At 67.5% G+C, this 18,161-nt stretch carries 16 protein-coding genes and 1 tRNA gene; 12 read left to right on the top strand and 5 right to left on the bottom strand.

The window, feature by feature from the left end; translation table 11 throughout:
• Positions 1-130 precede the first annotated feature (130 nt).
• Positions 131-1,297 carry a lytic polysaccharide monooxygenase gene (locus D7T59_RS06145; protein ID WP_180852793.1) on the top strand — a complete coding sequence of 389 codons (1,167 nt, stop codon included), beginning with the start codon at positions 131-133 and terminating at the stop codon, positions 1,295-1,297.
• 169 nt (positions 1,298-1,466) lie between these two features.
• Positions 1,467-2,633 (top strand): lytic polysaccharide monooxygenase, encoded by a 1,167-nt coding sequence (locus D7T59_RS06140; protein ID WP_180852794.1) that lies wholly within the window; start codon positions 1,467-1,469, stop codon positions 2,631-2,633.
• Positions 2,634-2,745: 112 nt separating this feature from the next.
• Here D7T59_RS06140 and D7T59_RS06135 read toward each other — a convergent pair whose 3' ends face one another.
• On the bottom strand, positions 2,746-3,495 hold the full coding sequence (locus tag D7T59_RS06135) for a ferredoxin--NADP reductase (RefSeq protein ID WP_164138942.1): 750 nt from the start codon (positions 3,493-3,495) through the stop codon (positions 2,746-2,748).
• Positions 3,496-3,580: 85 nt separating this feature from the next.
• On the opposite strand from D7T59_RS06135, the gene D7T59_RS06130 reads away from it, so the two are divergent.
• From D7T59_RS06130 to D7T59_RS06110, 5 genes are all read left to right on the top strand, one after another.
• Positions 3,581-4,549: an ABC transporter ATP-binding protein gene (locus D7T59_RS06130; protein ID WP_180852795.1), complete on the top strand. Its 969-nt coding sequence runs from the start codon at positions 3,581-3,583 to the stop codon at positions 4,547-4,549.
• A complete protein-coding gene (locus D7T59_RS06125) occupies positions 4,546-5,337 on the top strand; it encodes an ABC transporter permease (protein ID WP_099524090.1) in 792 nt (263 codons plus the stop codon). Before D7T59_RS06130 ends, D7T59_RS06125 begins: the two co-directional genes overlap by 4 nt.
• A gap of 338 nt (positions 5,338-5,675) precedes the next feature.
• Positions 5,676-6,443, top strand: a complete 768-nt coding sequence (locus D7T59_RS06120) for a hypothetical protein (RefSeq protein ID WP_180852796.1) — start codon at positions 5,676-5,678, stop codon at positions 6,441-6,443.
• A gap of 297 nt (positions 6,444-6,740) precedes the next feature.
• Entirely contained in the window at positions 6,741-7,679 is a 939-nt protein-coding gene (panE, locus tag D7T59_RS06115; RefSeq protein ID WP_180852797.1) for a 2-dehydropantoate 2-reductase, read from the top strand.
• Positions 7,676-8,599: an NAD-dependent epimerase/dehydratase family protein gene (locus D7T59_RS06110; protein WP_180852798.1), complete on the top strand. Its 924-nt coding sequence runs from the start codon at positions 7,676-7,678 to the stop codon at positions 8,597-8,599. Before panE ends, D7T59_RS06110 begins: the two co-directional genes overlap by 4 nt.
• A gap of 156 nt (positions 8,600-8,755) precedes the next feature.
• On the opposite strand, the gene D7T59_RS06105 is transcribed toward D7T59_RS06110, so the two are convergent.
• Positions 8,756-9,553 (bottom strand): TatD family hydrolase, encoded by a 798-nt coding sequence (locus D7T59_RS06105; RefSeq protein WP_180852799.1) that lies wholly within the window; start codon positions 9,551-9,553, stop codon positions 8,756-8,758.
• Positions 9,554-9,620: 67 nt separating this feature from the next.
• Here D7T59_RS06105 and hrpB point away from each other — a divergent pair, with 67 nt between their 5' ends.
• Complete coding sequence (gene hrpB, locus D7T59_RS06100) at positions 9,621-12,125, top strand: ATP-dependent helicase HrpB (protein WP_180852800.1); 2,505 nt, start codon at positions 9,621-9,623, stop codon at positions 12,123-12,125.
• 200 nt (positions 12,126-12,325) lie between these two features.
• A complete protein-coding gene (locus tag D7T59_RS06095; RefSeq protein ID WP_106550656.1) occupies positions 12,326-12,700 on the top strand; it encodes a hypothetical protein in 375 nt (124 codons plus the stop codon).
• A 93-nt stretch (positions 12,701-12,793) separates the two neighbouring features.
• Here the strand turns inward: D7T59_RS06095 and D7T59_RS06090 are convergent, their stop codons facing one another.
• From D7T59_RS06090 to D7T59_RS06080, 3 genes are all read right to left on the bottom strand, one after another.
• Positions 12,794-13,333 carry a pseudouridine synthase gene (locus tag D7T59_RS06090; RefSeq protein ID WP_180852808.1) on the bottom strand — a complete coding sequence of 180 codons (540 nt, stop codon included), beginning with the start codon at positions 13,331-13,333 and terminating at the stop codon, positions 12,794-12,796.
• A 191-nt stretch (positions 13,334-13,524) separates the two neighbouring features.
• Positions 13,525-13,845, bottom strand: coding sequence for a hypothetical protein (locus D7T59_RS06085; protein ID WP_258013141.1), 321 nt, complete (start codon positions 13,843-13,845; stop codon positions 13,525-13,527).
• A gap of 65 nt (positions 13,846-13,910) precedes the next feature.
• Positions 13,911-14,768, bottom strand: coding sequence for a class I SAM-dependent methyltransferase (locus D7T59_RS06080; protein ID WP_164136871.1), 858 nt, complete (start codon positions 14,766-14,768; stop codon positions 13,911-13,913).
• Positions 14,769-14,937: 169 nt separating this feature from the next.
• Here D7T59_RS06080 and D7T59_RS06075 point away from each other — a divergent pair, with 169 nt between their 5' ends.
• From D7T59_RS06075 to D7T59_RS06065, 3 genes are all read left to right on the top strand, one after another.
• Positions 14,938-15,894, top strand: a complete 957-nt coding sequence (locus D7T59_RS06075) for an aldo/keto reductase (protein ID WP_180852802.1) — start codon at positions 14,938-14,940, stop codon at positions 15,892-15,894.
• 680 nt (positions 15,895-16,574) lie between these two features.
• A tRNA-Gln gene (locus tag D7T59_RS06070) sits at positions 16,575-16,645 on the top strand.
• Positions 16,646-17,000: 355 nt separating this feature from the next.
• Positions 17,001-18,125, top strand: coding sequence for a slipin family protein (locus D7T59_RS06065; protein ID WP_180852803.1), 1,125 nt, complete (start codon positions 17,001-17,003; stop codon positions 18,123-18,125).
• Positions 18,126-18,161: the final 36 nt, after the last annotated feature.

The following is an 18,161-nucleotide window of genomic DNA, read 5'->3' as shown; positions in this document are numbered from 1 at the left end:
ACGGATCGGCACTTCCATGGTTCCGCCGCCCGCACCACGACTCGATACTCGCCGTGGTGCCGCCGCAAGTCCGCTGCGCAGCGCAACTCCTGCGGTCACCGTTCCCTTTCGACGACCACAAGGATGCGCCATGTCATTCCGATCCACACCGTTGCTGCTGGCCACCGCGTTCGCCGCCGCAGGTCTTGGCCTGGCCGGCACTGCGGCCGCCCACGGCACCATGACCACTCCGGTCAGCCGCGTCTACGCCTGCTTCCAGGGCAATCCCGAGAACCCGACCAATCCGGCCTGTGCCGCCGCCAAGGCGATCGGCGGCTCGCAGGCGTTCTACGACTGGAACGGCATCAACCAGGCCAATGCCAACGGCAACCACCAGGCGGTGGTGCCAGACGGCAAGCTGTGCAGCGGCAACAACCCGACCTTCCGCGGCCTGGATGTGAACCGCAGCGACTGGCAGACCACACCGATCCAGGCCGATGCCAACGGCAGGTTCACCTTCGTGTTCAAGGCCACCGCGCCGCATGCCACGCGTGACTGGCGCTTCTTCGTCACCCGCGAAGGCTGGCAGCCGGGCAGCCCGCTGCGCTGGGCCGACCTGCAGGAGTTCTGCACGCTGGGCAACACGCCGCTGTCGGCCGATGGCACCTACAAGCTGCAGTGCACGTTGCCGCAGCGCACCGGCCAGCATGTGATCTACAACACCTGGCAGCGCTCGGATTCGACCGAAGCGTTCTACACCTGCATGGACGTGCGCTTCCAGGGCGGCAGCACCCCGCCCGCAGCGCAGTGGCAGGATGCCGGTCCGGTCACCGCACGCGGCGAGCTGCCGGTGGGAACTACACTGGCGCTGCGCGTGTTCAATGCAAACGGCAATGACGTGGAACGCGTTGAGGCCACGCTGGCCAGCGGCCAGACGGCCGCGGCACAGTGGCCGCTGGTGCTGGCACGCAAGGTCAATGCCGATGCGCAGCATGCACGCCTGGGTGTGCTCAGCAACGGCGTGATCACGCCGACGGCGTCGGCCACCGCCAACCGCGTGTACCTGAAGGATGGCAACCGCTTCCAGCTCGACACGAAGGTGCCGGACCCGGGCACGCCATCGCCGGGCGGTGATTTCGATCACGTGTACCCGGCTGGTATCGGCAGCTACGTGCCGGGCCAGACCGTGGTGAAGGGCACCGACGGCAAGCTGTACGCCTGCCGCCCGTTCCCGGAAGGTGCCTGGTGCAACGTCAATGCCGAGGCGTACCGGCCGGGCGTGGGTGCAGCCTGGCGGGATGCGTGGATCGCGTACTGATCGTACGGTCGAGAGGCGGTGCCACTGCATCGCCTCTCGACCGCAGGAAGTGGGTACGACTGCACGGAAGCAGTGTCGCGGCCGCGAGTTTCGTACAGTTCCTATGGTGATCGTCAGTTCGCATGTGAAGACTCCTCCCGGCAGTCCTACCCTTCCAGAGGAGATCTCCATGCATCTGTCCCATCGGGCCGCGCTCGCGCTGTCCGCCATTGCTGGCCTGGCCCTGTCCGGCAGCGCCTTCGCCCACGGCACCATGTCCAAGCCCCTCAGCCGCGTGAAGCAGTGCTACGAGGGCAACCCGGAAAACCCGACCAACCCGGCCTGCGCTGCGGCCAAGGCCATGGGTGGCGCGCAGCCGTTCTATGACTGGAACGGCGTCAACCAGGCCGCCGCGCACGGCAACCATCAGGCCGTCGTTCCGGATGGCCAGTTGTGCAGTGGTGGCAACAGCAAGTTCCGCGGCCTCGACCTGGACCGCAGCGACTGGCCGACCTCACCGATCCGCACCGATGCACGCGGCCGGTACACCTTTGAATTCCTGGCACCGGCACCGCACGCCACCCGCGAGTGGAAGTTCTACGTCACCCGTGACGGCTGGAAGGCCAGCGACGGCCTGCGCTGGTCGGACCTGGAAGCGTTCTGCACGCTGGGCAACGTGCCGCTGTCCGAGGGTGGTGTCTACAAGCTGGACTGCCCGCTGCCCAAGCGCAGCGGCCAGCACATCATCTACAACACCTGGCAGCGCTCGGATTCGGGTGAAGCCTTCTACACCTGCATGGACGTGCGCTTCGAAGACGGTGATGGCGTCACCCCGCCACCGCAATGGCAGGATGCCGGACCGGTCACCGCGCGTGGTGCATTGGAAGCAGGCACCACGGTGACCCTGCGCGTGTTCAACGCCAACGGCAACGATCTGGAACGTCCGGAAATCACCCTGGCCGCCGGCCAGACTGCTGCAGACCAGTGGCCGCTGGCGCTGGCGCGCAGGGTCAACGGCAGCGCCCAGCACGCCCGGGTGGGTGTGATGAGGAACGGCGTCATCACGCCGGTGGCGTCGGCGACCGAGAACCGTGTCTATCTCAAGCCGGGCAACCGTTTCGAACTGGAAACCCGGATTCCGGGGCCGGGCCCGATCGATCCGCCGGGCGGCGACTACGATTTCGTTTACCCGGCCGGTATCGGCAGCTACACGCCTGGCGAGACCGTGGTGAAGGGCACCGATGGCAAGCTGTACGCCTGCCGTCCGTTCCCGGAAGGCGCCTGGTGCAACATCAATGCCGATGCCTACCGCCCGGGCACCGGCTTTGCATGGCGCGACGCCTGGATCGCGTACTGAGGCAGGCACCGGGGGCGGCGTGACGCCGCCTCCGGTTCATGGGGTTGCCGGCCMGCGGCCGGCACTACCAGGGTCCATGCGGTTGCCGGCCGGCGGCCGGCATTACCCTGGCCTACTTGCTGCTGACGTACTTCTCGCGGCGGACCTGCGGGTTGCCCAGGCCAGCCGCCTTGAGCAGCTCGGCACAGGCATCGACCATGTCCGGGTTGCCGCACAGGTAGGCGATGTCGGTGGCCGGGTCCGGCGTGAAACCGGCCAGCGCCTGCTGCACGTAGCCGTGCTGCACGTCCGGGTGCGGATCGGCAGGCAGTTCGCGCGACAGGCAAGGTACATAACGGAAGTTCGGGTGCTTTTCGGCGAAGCTGTAGAAATCTTCGCTGTACAGCAACTCGCCCGGGCTGCGCGCACCCTGCAGCAGCACGATCTGCACGCCGCGCTCGGCCATGGCCGTTTCCAGCAGCGGCAGCATCGAGCGGTACGGGGTGACCCCGGTGCCGGTGGCGATCAGCAGGTAGCGGGCATTGTGGTCGCCGGGGTTCAGGCAGAAACGGCCGTAAGGGCCGGACGCGCTGACCTGGCCGCCGTGCTCCAGCGCCTCGAACAGCGCCGTTGCGGCACCGCCGGGCACGAAGCTGACCGCGATATCCACTGCCTCGCCCGGGCCCAGCGCGTGGTCGTGAATGGTCGCCAGCGAGTAGCTGCGCTTGGTTTCGGTGCCGTCGGCGTAGCTGAAATGGACCTGGATGAACTGGCCCGGCTGGAAATCCAGCGGCTGTCCATCGTCACGCACGAACTGGTAGTGGCCGACGGTCGGGGCCAGCATGCGGCGGCCGACCAGCTTGAGGGGGAATTGAACAGGCACGACTTTTCGGGACAGTGTGTAGCCGGGGCAAGCCCTCGGGGTCTTCTATAATAGCCCCTCCCCGCCCCCTCTCCAGCGCCAGCCCATGGGCGCGAAGGCTTCGAGCTTGGCATCCCAGAACGATATGGCGCCCGCCCTGCGCGTGCGCGACCTGCGCAAGACCTACGACAACGGCACCCAGGCCCTGAAGGGCGTTTCCCTGGAAGTGGCCCCGGGCGACTTCTTCGCCCTGCTGGGCCCCAACGGCGCCGGCAAGTCGACCCTGATCGGCATCATCAGCTCCCTGGTCAACCTCAGCGAGGGCCAGGTGGAAGTGTTCGGCAGCGACCTGGTGCGCAACCGCAGCGCCACCATGCGCCTGATCGGCCTGGTGCCGCAGGAAATCAACTTCAACCTGTTCGAGAAGCCCTTCGACATCCTGGTGAACTACGCCGGTTTCTACGGCGTGCCGCGCGAGGACGCCGAAAAGCGTGCCGAAGAGGAACTGAAGCGTGCGCACCTGTGGGAAAAGGCGCAGGTGATGAGCCGCACCCTGTCCGGCGGCATGAAGCGCCGGCTGATGATCGCCCGCGCGATGATGACCCGCCCGCGCCTGCTGATCCTGGACGAGCCGACCGCCGGCGTGGACATCGAGATCCGCCGCGACATGTGGCGCGTGCTGAAGGAGATCAATGCCGCCGGCACCACGATCATCCTCACCACGCACTACCTGGAAGAGGCCGAGTACCTGTGCCGCCACCTGGCGATCATCAACCACGGCCAGATCGTCGAGCAGGGCCCGATGCGCGCCCTGCTGGCCAAGCTGGACGTGGAAGGCTTCCTGCTGGACATCGATGGCGAGCTGCCGGCGCAGCTGCCGGTGATCGAGGGCGCGACGCTGACCGCGCCGGATCCGCACACGCTGGACATCGACATGCCGCGCGCGATGGACCTCAACCGCGTGTTCGCCACGCTGAACGAGGCTGGCATCCGCGTGCGTTCGATGCGTACCAAGAGCAACCGCCTGGAGGAGCTGTTCGTGCGCCTCACCGGCAACCTGGAGACTTCCGCATGAGCACCACCGAGCTGACCGACGGCCAGCGCAACCGCGTCGCGCTGATGACCATCGTGCGCCGCGAAGTCGCCCGCATCATGCGCATCTGGGGCCAGACCCTGGTGCCGCCGGCGATCACCATGACCCTGTACTTCCTGATCTTCGGCAACCTGATCGGGTCGCGCGTGGGTGACATGGGCGGCTACAGCTACATGCAGTTCATCGTGCCGGGCCTGGTGATGATGAGCGTGATCCAGAACAGCTACGGCAACATCAGCTCCTCGTTCTTCGGCGCCAAGTTCGGCCGCCACGTGGAAGAACTGCTGGTCAGCCCGATGCCGAACTGGGTGATCCTGTGGGGCTATGTGGCCGGTGCCGTGCTGCGCGGCCTGATGGTGGGCGTGATCGTGCTGATCATCGCGATGTTCTTCACTCCGGTGCGCATTCCGCATCCGATCGTGATGCTGACCACGGTGATCCTGGGCGCGACGATCTTCTCGCTGGCCGGCTTCATCAATGCGGTGTACGCCAAGAAGTTCGATGACGTGGCGATCGTGCCGACCTTCATCCTGACCCCGCTGACCTACCTGGGCGGCGTGTTCTATTCGGTGAAGCTGCTGCCGACCTGGGCCGAGGCGGCCACGCACGCCAACCCGATCTTCTACATGGTCAACGCGTTCCGCTATGGCCTGCTGGGCAGCAGCGACGTACCGCTGCCGGTGGCCTACGGCCTGATGATCGGCTTCGTGGTGGTACTGACGGCGCTGGCGCTGTGGCTGCTGCGCCGCGGCGTGGGCATGCGCAGCTGAGGGTTGCCTGCAGGGCCTGCGGCCCTGCACCCGCCGAATCAACGTCAACTTCAACGGCAACAGCTGACTATCCGAGGGATGGCGGGGTGGACCCGATTGCGGGAGACGCCGTAAACCCATCCCTGGGGGCTTGGCCGCGGCATCCATGCCGCGGACACTCCCGCAACCGGATCCCCCCCGCCTTCGACAAATTCCTGCGACCTGACGGGATGTCGTTCTGCGCTGCTGTTGGTGGGTGTCGACCTTGGTCGACACGGTAGATCCACGCCATGCGTGGATGAAGCGTTCCAAGCCAATGCCCGGCCCTTTTCGTTCGGGATTGCGGCTAGGCTGTGGCAATGAAGATCACTTCCATTCCGTTGGACAAGGCCGTGTCGGAAGGCCCCATCGATGCCTTCAGCCATGTCCTGCTGAGCGATTCGCCCACGCTGGATGAGGTGCTGGATTGCCTGGCCTCGCTGCACGTGGCCGATCCCCGCCATCGCTACCTGTGCACGCTCGACGATGTCGGCCAGTGCCGTTACACCAGCATGCACGCGTCCGACGACGAGCGCATCGCGCTGTACGAGGACGAAGACCCGGCAACGCCGGAAGATGCGTTGGCGGCACGCGAGCGGTTGCTGGCGCACGTCGTCGCGCAGCTTGAGCGTTCCACGCATCGGTTGGAGTGGACAGCGCTGGCCGCCACATTGATGTGCAGCAACGAGGACATCGAGGCGCTGGTCGCCGCCAATGCGACACCGGATCTCATCGTCGATGACGTGGTCTGCGTGCAGCAGGTACCCGTAGCCAGTGACGACCTGCTGATTGCCGCCCTGCCCAACGGCTACTTCAGCGCGGACTGGGACATTTTCCAGAACCACGCGCTGATCCGGCATCTGCAGGAGCACTACGACTACCGCCTGTTCGGACTCGGCGCATCGTGGCTCGGCTTCCATCGTGACCGCGCGCCATCGCCAGCAGAAGCGAACGCGTTGGTCGCGGACCTGCAGCGCGTCTACGCTGCCGGAACGCACGACACCTGGTCACGACTGGCTGCAACGCTGGCCACCCGCACCACACTGCTGTTGGGCTACACCGAAGACTTCAGCGAACAGCTGCCCTGAGCACCGCTCTACACGAGCTCGCGCAGCGAGCGACCCGCTTCCGCTCTTGATCTGCTTCCCGTGGTGGCCGCGCCCGGAAACTGTCAGGGGTCGTGTGCGCTGGGCTCGCGGGTGTATCCGCGCCATGGATGGCGCGGCCAAGCCCCAATGGACGGGTTCACGGCGTCCCCCGCGAACCCGGCGCACACAACCCGGCTCATGAAACCAACTGCGCGAACCACCACGAGGGGCTCCGCCGTTGGCCGCAATCTCCGGCACAATCGCACTCCTGATTCCCCAGAAAACGGTGAACCTGCAATGCGCATCCTGATCCTCGGCGCCGGCGGTACCGGCGGTTACTTCGGTGGTCGCCTGGCCCAGGCCGGCGTGGACGTGACCTTCCTCGTGCGCCCCACGCGCGCAGCGCAGCTGGATCGCGATGGCCTGGTCATCCGCAGCCCGATCGGCGATGCCCGCTTCCCGGTGCAGCACGTCACCGCCGACGCGCTGCCCGCGCTCGCCGCGCAGAAGCCGTTCGATCTGGTCATTCTCAGCTGCAAGGCCTACGACCTGGACAGTTCGATCGATGCCATCGCGCCGGCAGTCGGTGCGAACACCACCGTGCTGCCGATCCTCAACGGCCTGCACCACTACAACGCACTGGACCTTCGCTTCGGCCGCGAGGCGGTGCTGGGCGGGCTGTGCTTCATCAGCGCCACCAAGGCCGCTGACGGCGCCGTGCTGCATCTGGGCAAGCCGGCCAAGCTCACCTTCGGCGAGCGCGATGGCGGCGCGATCTCCGCGCGCGTGCATGCCTTCGCCGCCGCCTGCACACAGGCCAATCTTGATCACCTGGCCAGCGAACGCATCGGCCAGGAACAGTGGGTCAAGTACACCTTCCTGACCGCGCTGGCCGCAGCCACCTGCCTGCTGCGCGCCGACATCGGCACCATCGTCGCTACCCACGATGGCGAGGCGATCGTGCGTGGCTTGTATGACGAGTGCCTGGCCGTGGCCGAGGCCGCCGGTGAACCGATTCCCGAAGCCGCGCAGGACACCGCGCGCGGCACCTTGACCCAGGCAGGATCTGCCCTGAAGGCGTCGATGCTGCGCGACCTGGAAGCCGGCCAGCAGGTCGAAGCCGAGCAGATCGTCGGCGACATGCTGGCGCGCGCGCGCAAGGCCGACCAGGAAGCCCTGCTGCTGCAGGTTGCCTACAGCAGCCTGCAGGCCTATCAGGCACTTCGCAGCGCGTGAGCATCGCGTTGCAGGCCAACGCACTGCCGGCGCGGGTACTGATCCTCGGCCTGGGTTGGAGCGGATGCGTGCTGGCCACGCAGCTGCAGGCGCACGGCGTGCAGGTTGCGGGGACGGTGCGCGACCCAGCAGCGGCGCCCGACGATGGCCTGCGTCGACACCGGTTGCAAGCCGACGCCTCGCCTTCGCCGGCGCTGCTCGATGAGATCGCGCAGGCCGAGGCCGTGCTGTGCAGCGTGCCGCCGGATGCCGAGGGTGACCCGGCACTGCGCCTGCTGTTGCCCACGCTGCAGGCCAGCCCGGCAGTGCGCTGGGTCGGCTACCTGTCGTCCACGTCGGTGTATGCCGACCGCGCCGGCGGCTGGATCGACGAGCGCAGCGCGGCCGATGCCACTGAAGCGGCCGGCGTGCAGCGCCTGCTCGCAGAAACACAATGGCGTGCACTGGCCGAACAACACGGCATCGCCTCTGCGGTGTTCCGCCTGCCGGGGCTGTACGGGCCGGGTCGCAACGCGCTGGTGCAGTTGGCGCAGGGGCGCGCCCGCCACGTGGTGCGGCCAGGGCTGGTGTTCAACCGCCTGCATGTACAGGACCTTGCTGCGGTGATCATCGCCGCGATGCAGCGCCCCACCGCACAAGGGTTGTACCTGCCCAGTGACGACGAGCCGGCACCACCACAGGATGTGCTGGCCTTCGCTGCACAGCTGGGTGGGTTTGCGATGCCACCTGCCGTGGCCTGGGATGACCCGGCGCTGAGCCCGGCGCTGCGGCGCTTCTACGAAAGCAACAAGCGCATCGACAGCCGTGGCACGCGGGAGGCACTGGGATGGGAACCACGGTTTCCGACGTATCGGGAAGGGTTGAAGGATCTGGCCGCTGCGCTCGCCGGGCGTGGCCCGGCGCTACCACGCGACGCCTGATTCCCACCGCTGCGCTCGCCGGGCGTGGCCCAGCGCTACCGCACGACGCCTGATTCCCACCGCTGCGCTCGCCGGGCGTGGTGCTGCTTCTGATTCGGTAGTGCCGGCCGCTGGCCGGCAATCAACCGTGCTGCCGGCCAGCGGCCGGCACTACCATCAACCTGCGTCGGGCAGGCGGAAGAACGCGCGCGTGGCAGCAGTGGCATTGGCCGCAGTCAGTGCAACGTCCTCGCCACGGTCACGTGCCAGCTCTTCCACGATGTGCGAAAGGAACATCGGTTCGTTGCGGCGGTCCTTCGGCATCGGCTTCAGCGTGCGCGGCAGCAGGTACGGCGCGTCGGTCTCGATCATCAGGCGGTTGGCCGGAATGTTCTTCACCAGTTCGCGCAGGTGCCCGCCGCGGCGTTCGTCGCACAGCCAGCCGGTGATGCCGATGTACCAGTCCTGGTCCAGGTAGTCGAACAGCTCGTCGCGCTCGCCGGTGAAGCAGTGCACCACCGCCGGGCCGATGCGACCTTCGAAGTTCTTCATCTGTGCCATGAAATCGGCATGCGCGTCGCGCTGGTGCAGGAACAGCGGCTTGCCATTGTCCGCGGCCAGCTGCAGCTGGCGCTCGAACGCGCGGTGCTGCGCCGGGCGCGGCGAGAAATCACGGAAGTAGTCCAGCCCGCACTCACCCACCGCCACCACTTCCGGGTGCGCGTGCAGCGCGCGCATCTCGGCATCGCATTCCTCGGTGTATTCCACCGCGTGGTGCGGGTGCACGCCGGCGGTTGCATACAGGAAACCCGGATGCTGCTGCGCCAGCTGCACCGCCAGCGGCGAGTGCTCGCGGCTGGCGCCGGTGATGACCATCTGCACCACGCCGGCCTGGCGCGCGCGGTCCAGCACGGCGTCACGGTCGCGGTCGAAGGAATCGTGGGTCAGGTTGGCGCCGATATCGATCAGGTGCATGGTCATCGCGGGGGAAAAGTGCCCGCGCATTGTACCTGCGCCCGCCGTGGCCCCTTATCCTTTGCACATGAACGCCCCGCTCTTCCCGATTTCCCCGTTGCTGCCGCAGATCCAGCAGCACCTGGCCGCGCAGCCGCGACTGGTGCTGGAAGCCCCGCCCGGCGCCGGCAAGACCACCCAGGTGCCGCTGGCGCTGCTGGATGCGCCGTGGCTGCAGGGCCGGAAGATCATCCTGCTGGAGCCGCGCCGGGTGGCCGCACGCAGCGCCGCGCTGTTCATGGCGCGGCAGCTGGGCGAAGAGGTGGGCGGCACCGTCGGCTACCGCATCCGCTTCGAGAACAAGGTTTCGTCGCGCACGCGGATCGAGGTGGTCACCGAAGGCATCCTGACCCGCATGCTGCAGGACGACCCGATGCTGGAAGAGGTCGGTGCGATCCTGTTCGACGAATTCCACGAACGCCACCTCAGCGGCGATCTGGGCCTGGCGCTGGCACTGGACGTACAGGCGCAGCTGCGTGACGACCTGCGCCTGGTGGTGATGTCGGCCACGCTGGACGGCGAGCGGCTGGCGCGTTTCCTCGATGCGCCGCGCCTGAGCAGCGAAGGCCGGAGCTATCCAGTGACAGTCAGTCACTTCCCGGCGCGCCGCGATGAAGCGCTGGAGCTGCAGGTGCGCCGCGCGGTACAGCAGGCGCTGGCCGAACACCCTGGCGACCTGCTGGTGTTCCTGCCCGGCCAGCGTGAGATCGCGCGCGTGCAGGCGGGCTTGCAGGACTCGCTGGACAGCAGCATCGAGGTGCTGGCCCTGCATGGTGAGCTGCCGGTGGAGCAGCAGGCACGCGTACTGCAGGCCGCCAGCGACGGCCGCCGCCGCGTAGTGCTGGCCACCAACGTGGCCGAATCGTCGGTGACCCTGCCCGGCATGCGCGTGGTGATCGACAGCGGCCAGGCGCGCGAACCGCGCTACGACCCCAACAGCGGCTTCACCCGGCTGGACGTGGTGGCCATCGCCCAGGCCTCGGCCGACCAGCGTGCCGGCCGTGCCGGACGCGTGGCCGAAGGCGTGGCCTGGCGCCTGTGGCCGCAGTCGCAGCGCCTGGAGCCGCAGCGCCGCGCCGAGATCGACCAGGTGGAACTGGCAGGACTGGCACTGGAACTGGCGGCCTGGGGCAGCAGTGACCTGCGCTTCCTCGACCCGCCGCCGGCCGGCCCGATGGGTGCGGCACGCGAGCTGCTGCAGCGGCTCGGCGCCCTGTCCAGCAGCGGCGCGATCACCGCGCTCGGCCGCCGCGTGCTGGCGCTGGGTACGCACCCGCGCATGGCGGCGATGCTGCTGGCCGCGCCGGATGCGCGCGCACAGGCGCTGGCTGCCGATCTGGCCGCGCTGCTCGAAGCGCGCGATCCACTGCGCCAGGGCGGTGACGCACTGGCCGCGCGTTGGCGGGCTCTGGCCGCATTCCGCAACGGCCGCGCGCCGGGTGACGCCAACCGCAGCGGGCTGGCCGCCATCGATGCGGCGGCCAAACAATGGCGACGTCGCCTGCGCTGCGATGCCACGCCCCCCACCAGCATCGAGGCGCACGAACTGGGTGACCTGCTCGCACATGCGTTCCCGGACCGCATCGGTGTCCAGCACCCCAGCGATCCATTGCGCTACCTGCTGGCCAATGGCCGCAGCGCACGCCTGCACGAACTGAGCGACCTGCGCGGCGAGCCGTGGCTGGTCGCCAGTGAACTGCGCTTCGAAGCACGCGATGCACTGCTGCTGCGCGCCGCACCGGCGGACGAAGGTGCTCTGCGCCAGGCGTGGCCGGAACGCTTCGTCACCGAAGATGTGGTGCGCTGGGACGGCGAGCGCCGCGCCCTGGTGGCACTGCGCGAGACGCGCTTCGACCGCATCGTGCTGGACAGCCGCTCGGCCGGCCGGGTCGATCCACAGCACGCCGCGCAGGCGCTGACCGATGCGGTGGCCGAGCTCGGCCTGCAGGCGCTGCCGTGGACCGAAGGCCTGCGCCAATGGCAGGCTCGCGTCGAGTCACTGCGGCACTGGATGCCGGAGCTGGACCTGCCCGACTGCAGCGACGACGCCCTGCTGGCCACGCGCGCGCAGTGGCTGCAGCCCGCGTTCGCAGGCAAGAGCCGCCTGGATGCGCTGGATGAGGCCAGTTTCGGCGAGGCGCTGAAGTCGCCGCTGGAGTGGTCGCAGCGGCAACTGGTCGAACGCCATGCGCCAGTCCGCATCACCGTGCCCTCCGGATTGGAACGGCCGATCACCTACGCGCTGGACAGTGAAAGTGGCGAGCCGTCGCCACCGGTGCTGGCGGTGAAGCTGCAGGAGCTGTTCGGCCTGGCCGATACCCCGCGCATCGCCGACGGCCGCGTGCCGCTGACCCTGCACCTGCTCTCCCCCGGCGGCCGCCCGTTGCAGGTCACCCAGGACCTGCGCAATTTCTGGGAAAACACCTACGCCGAGGTGAAGAAGGAAATGAAGGGCCGCTACCCGCGGCATCCGTGGCCGGATGATCCGTGGACCGCGACGGCCACGCATCGGGCCAAGCCGCGCGGGACCTGACCGGTAGTGCCGGCCGCTGGCCGGCAATGCCCTCCACACGATGCCAGGAGGTTGCCGGCCAGCGGCCGGCACTACCGGTTGCGGACCCTGCCTGATCCTGAATGGCTGCGGTAGAGTCACACCACGTGCGTCCCCGACTGACATACCGTTTACGGGCAACACGCGACACTGGACTTCGACCCGAGGCAAAGGACCCCCGCATGAGCAAGCTGACCGTAATCACCGACCGCGCTCTGGAGCGCGCCCTGGAGCTGGCCCACACCGCCGGCGATGGCCTGAAGAGCGCCGGTGGCAGCCTGCGCAATGCTGACTGGATCAAGACCGGCGCCGCCATCGGCGCGGTGAAGACCGGTGGCAAGGCAGCGACCAAGTTCGTGCGCCGCAATCCGGCGGTGGCCGTGGCTGCTGCGGCGGTCGGGGTTGGCCTGCTTGGTTATGCGCTGTACCGCAAGCAGCAGAAGAAGAAGGCTGCCAATGGCCAGCTGGTGGACGGCCAGGCGCATCGCATCAGCGCACGCGACCGCCGCAACGCGACCGTCGTGGACGAACACAGCGATATCGGCAGCGACGCGTGAGTCTGCCGGGGTCAGATCCCTTCCGCAGGAAGGGATCTGACCCCACGCGCCGCATGAGGGCCGGACGCCGCAAGGCCTCCGGCCCTTTCTGTTTCAGCCAATCTGCCGCCACTGCCCTGGCTGCAGATCATCCAGCCGGTACGGCCCCATCGACACGCGCACCAGCCGCAGCGTTGGCAGGTTCACCGCCGCGGTCATCCGTCTCACCTGTCGGTTGCGCCCCTCGCGGATCGTGATCGCCAGCCAGCTGTCAGGCACGGTCTTGCGGAAACGCACCGGCGGATCGCGCGTCCACAGCGACGGCGCCGGATCGAGGCGCTCGATCTTCGCCGGCAGGGTCGGCCCGTCGTTGAGCACCACGCCGTCGCGCAGCTGTTGCAGCTGCTCGTCGCTGGGCGTGCCTTCCACCTGCACCCAGTAGGTCTTGTCGGCCTTGTGCCTGGGGTCGGTCAGCTTGTGCGCCAGCGTGCCATTGTCGGTCAGCAGCAGCAGGCCCTCGCTGTCATGGTCAAGCCGGCCAGCGGCATACACGCGCGGCGGCAGGCCGAAACCGGCCAGGGTCGGCCGCGCCGGCACGCTGCGGTCGGTGAACTGGCAGAGCACGTTGAAGGGCTTGTTGAAGGCGATCAGCATTGCAGGCACGGCAGGCGGTGGGTACGGCATTGTCCCATGCCGCGAAGTACAGGCGCCCCGGTGTTGTAGAGCCGAAGGCAGCGGCAGGAGCCGCTGCCAACGTCGCGTGCGACGGCCCGAAGGGTGCCGGTCAGGACGGCCGGCATCGCCCATGCTCGGCTGCTCTTCCTGCCGCCGCGGCCAGGGCGGGCTCAGCCGAAGACCTTCCACTCCAGCAGGAACGAGCCCAGCACCAGCGCGATGCCGCACGCAGCGATGACATTGGCCCGGCGCCGGAGGCCGGCGGCCGGCGGGTCGGCCTTGCGCGAACGTTCCTCCAGAAGGGCACCCGCGAACAGCACGGCAAACCCTACCGTCGCCATCAGATCGTGGGCATGACCACCGTAGAACACAAAATCGATCAACCGCCCCAGCACCAGCACCGCGACAGCGATGTAAAAGATCTTCTTCAACAATCCAGGTCCTTGCATACGATCGAATTCCGGCGCATGGCCGGCCTTGGGACCAGCCATGCGCCGCGCTGCGCGCGATGAGCCGAGCGTGGGCTCGGCTCTACAGGGTCAGCGCATGCCCCCTCTTACGGCTTGATGAAGCGCAGGGTCATGCGGTCGCTTTCGCCGATCGCCTGGTACTTCGCGTCGTCGGCCTTGTCGTGCTGGTTGGTCGGCGGCAGCGTCCACACGCCGTTCGGGTGGTCCTTGGTGTCACGCGGGTTGGCGTTGACCTCGCTGCGCGCATCCAGCTTGAAGCCGGCGGCCTCGGCCATGGCGATCACCTGCTGCTGGCCGACATAGCCGGTGTCATCGTCGTCGGCCACATCGCCCTTGGCGCGATGCTCGACCACGCCCAGCACGCCACCCGGCTTGAGCACGTTGAAGAAGCCCTGGAACATGCCCTGCGCCTGGCCGGCCTTGCGCCAGTTGTGCACGTTGCGGAAGGTCAGCACCACGTCGGCTGAATTGGCCGGGCCGAACACCGGCTTGGCCGGATCGTAGGCGACCACGGCGGTCTTGCCGAACTGCGCCGGTGCGCCGGCGTACTTCTTTTCCAGGCTGTCACGGCTGCGCTGCTGGTAGTCACGGCCGCGGCCTTCGGGCACGGCCATCGGATCGACCACGGCGGCAACGTAGTGGCCCTTGTCATGCAGCAGCGGCGCCAGGATCTCCGAGTACCAGCCGTTGCCGGGGGTGATCTCGATGACGGTCTTTTCCGGTGCCACCCTGAAGAACGACAGCGTCTGCGCCGGATGACGGAAGCCATCGCGCTTGACGTTGTTGGCATCGCGGGTGGGCGCCTTCACCGCCGCGTCGATGGCCGGCGAGACCTGGATCTTCGCCGGTGCGACCGTGGCCGGTGCGGCGAACGCGGGAACAGCAGCAAGCAGGGCCGAAGCAAGCAGCAGTCGGCAACCACGCAGGGACGAGGCAGGCATCATCGGAACGACTCCAGCGGAAGATGCGGCGAGACTAGCAGTCGCAGCGTCCCAGGTGTTCACAAAACGTTAGCTGCGTGCGCGTCGCGGAACACTGTTTTGTGGCCGTCGCCGCAGCACGGTCACACATCGCGTTCTATTCTGGAGCACTTCCCCCAAGGAGTCCGTGCCCATGACGGCAACCCGCGAACTGGGCCGTTCCGGCCTGCATGTACGTCCGCTCGCCTTCGGTGGCAACGTGTTCGGCTGGAGCGCCGATGAAAAGGCCAGCTTCGCCCTGCTCGACGCCTTCGTCGATGCCGGCTTCAACCTGGTCGACACCGCCGATGTGTATTCGGCCTGGGTGCCGGGCAATGCCGGCGGCGAATCGGAAACGTTGATCGGCAAGTGGTTTGCCCGCAGCGGCAAGCGCGACAAGGTGGTGCTGGCGACCAAGGTGGCCAAGTGGGCCGAACGCCCCGGGCTGACTCCGGACAACATCAATGCGGCGGTCGAGGATTCGCTGCGCCGCCTGCAGACCGACGTGATCGATCTGTACCAGGCCCACGAGGATGACGAGTCCACGCCGCTGGAGGCGACGCTTGCGGCATTCGGTCGCCTGATCGAAGCCGGCAAGGTGCGCGCGATCGGTGCGTCCAACTACAGTGCCACGCGCCTGGCTGATGCGCTGAAGGTCTCCACCGACTACAGGCTGCCGCGTTACGAAACCCTGCAGCCGGAGTACAACCTGTACGACCGCACCGGCTACGAAAAGGAACTGGAACCGCTGGTACAGCGCGAACAGATCGGCGTGATTGGTTACTACGCGCTGGCCAGTGGCTTCCTCAGCGGCAAGTACCGCACGCCGGCCGATGCGGCCAAGAGCCCGGCGCGTGGCGAGAACGTGGTGAAGCGCTACCTCAACCCGCGTGGCCTGCGCATCCTGCAGGCACTGGATGACGTGGCCAGCAAGCACAGCGCCAGCGCTGCACAGATCGCACTGGCGTGGCAGATCGCACGGCCGTCGATCACCGCGCCGATCGTCAGCGCCACCAGCGTCGAACAACTGCACGATCTGCTGGCAGCGGCCAACCTGTCGTTGAGCGTGCAGGATGTCGCGCAGCTGGATGCCGCCAGCACGGAAACCTGAGCTGTAGTGCCGGCCGCTGGCCGGCATTGCACAGTCCGGTAGTGCCGGCCGCTGGCCGGCATTGCGCGGTAAAGAAGAAAATAATTGAACAAAATGGTTGCACGCGACTAAATCGTGGTTTATCGTGCGCACCTCGTTTCAACAACCACTGGAAACCTCCCTTGAACGCGCATTCCGTCGCCATCGCCAAACTGCTGCCATGCCTGTGCATGGATGTGCTGGCGCGCGCGTTCCGCAAGGAAATCCAGCTGACAACGGCCTGATACCCGCCCTGCGGAGATCGGCCACCCCGATCTCCGAGGCCTGACGACGCCCTCGGAACGCAAGTCCCGGGGGCGTTTTCGTTTGCGTCGGCACAAGGACCCGCGATGCCAGAACTGCACACCGCGCGGCGACCCGCCGCTCACTGACCCAGGTTTTTCCGCCCCACCGGAGGATTTTCTCCGCGTGCATGGCAACGCCTGGACATTATCTGCATCGCACCCAAACATTATCGCTCGCCGATAATGTCGGCGGCCTGCACCCTCGATTTTCCAACGGTCCCGTTTCCACCACGGGCTGGTGCGCGCGGCGTTGCCGTGGCGTATGCCGGAGGTCGCGGACATGCCATCGCCTGGATCGCCTGCTGGAGGCAGGCGCCGGTTCGCCGGCACGCGGTTCGATTCCGCGCGGTTCACCACTGGATAGCTCAGTCGGGTAGAGCAACGGATCCTGATTCCGTCTGTCGTGGGTTCGACTCCCACTCCAACCACATGACCTCTCACGTCATGACTTGAAGCAACACCCGGGGCGCAAGCCCCAGCGGCCATCGTCGCCGTCCACGGACACCGCCTTCGGGCAGGAACGTGGAAGGCAACGGACCGCACGCCGGGCCCCGGCCCGCCGCCACTGCCTGCCACGTTCCGCACCGGTACTGCCTGCCGGGAACGACGACGGCAACAGAGCCGGTGCACCGAAGGCTCCGCGCGCGGACCGTCCGCCGATGGCCGCCCTCTTCCGCCGGCTGCACGTGGCGTGCAACCAGCCCTGCCACGACCTTATCGACCCGGGTCATGGCATTCATTCCATCGGGTCGAACCACCAGAGCCATACAAGGAGAGACTCCCATGTTCTGGACCATCAAGGTCGTGATCGGCGACGGCGAGCGCGGCCTGGTGTATCGCAACCGTCGTTTCCAGCAGATCCTGCTGCCGGGCGTGCACCGCCTGTCGCCGTTCGGCGGCCGCCCGCACGTGGACATCCACACCGCATCGAAGGGCGCGGCCTACACCGGCAGCGACCAGGACAGCCTGATCGAGGCACTGGCCGCAACGCTGGACACGCACTTCGTGCTGGCCAACGTCGGTGCCACCGAGGTCGGCCTGTTGCTGCGCAATGGCCGCATCGATGAAGTCCTGCCGCCAGGCAGCCGCCGCCTGTACTGGCGCGGTTCGGTCGACACCCAGGTGCTCGTGATGGCGCTGGGTGACGAGCCGCGCATCCCGGCCGACGTGCAGCAGCGCCTGGGCCAGCTGGGCGTGCTGCCGCGTGTGGCAGTGATCAGCACCGTGCCGAGCGAGTCGGTGGGCCTGCTGTTCATCGATGGCACGCTGCGGCAGACGCTGGACGCCGGCCTGCACGCGTTCTGGAACTTCAATGGCAACGTGTCGGTGGAGCGTGTGGAGCTGCGTGCGCGTTCGCTGGACGTGTCCGGCCAGGAACTGCTGAGCCGCGACAAGGTGACCCTGCGGGTGAACCTGACCGCGACCGTGCAGGTGGTCGACCCGGTGCGTGCGCACCGCACGCTCAGCAATGCCGATGAGTTCATCTATCGGCAGCTGCAGTTCGGCCTGCGCCAAGCGATCGCCTCACGCAGCCTGGACGAGCTGCTGGGTGACAAGGCCGCGCTGGACGGTGAGATCTCCGCCCATGTACAGGCGGCGATCGAGGGCCACGGTGTGCGGCTGCTTGGCGTGGGCATCAAGGACGTGATCCTGCCGGGCGAGATGAAGGAGATCCTCAACGGCGTGGTGCTGGCCGAAAAGCAGGCCCAGGCCAGCGTGATCCGTCGCCGCGAGGAGGCCAACGCCACGCGTTCGCAGCTCAACACCGCAAAGCTGATCGAGGACAACCCGGTGCTGATGCGCTTGAAGGAGCTGGAGGCGCTGGAGAAGGTCACCGAGAAGATCGACAAGCTCACCGTGTTCGGCGGCCTGGATGGCGTGCTGAAGCAACTGGTGACGATCAGGTAGGGGGTAGCGGCGGCGCAGGGACGCGCCGCCGGCCCA

It is taken from the genome of Stenotrophomonas maltophilia (genome assembly GCF_013464915.1).
Taxonomy (GTDB): Bacteria; Pseudomonadota; Gammaproteobacteria; order Xanthomonadales; family Xanthomonadaceae; genus Stenotrophomonas; species Stenotrophomonas maltophilia_AT.
The sequence above is the reverse complement of the archived record's forward strand: the minus strand, read 5'-3'. Positions and strand labels throughout refer to the sequence as shown.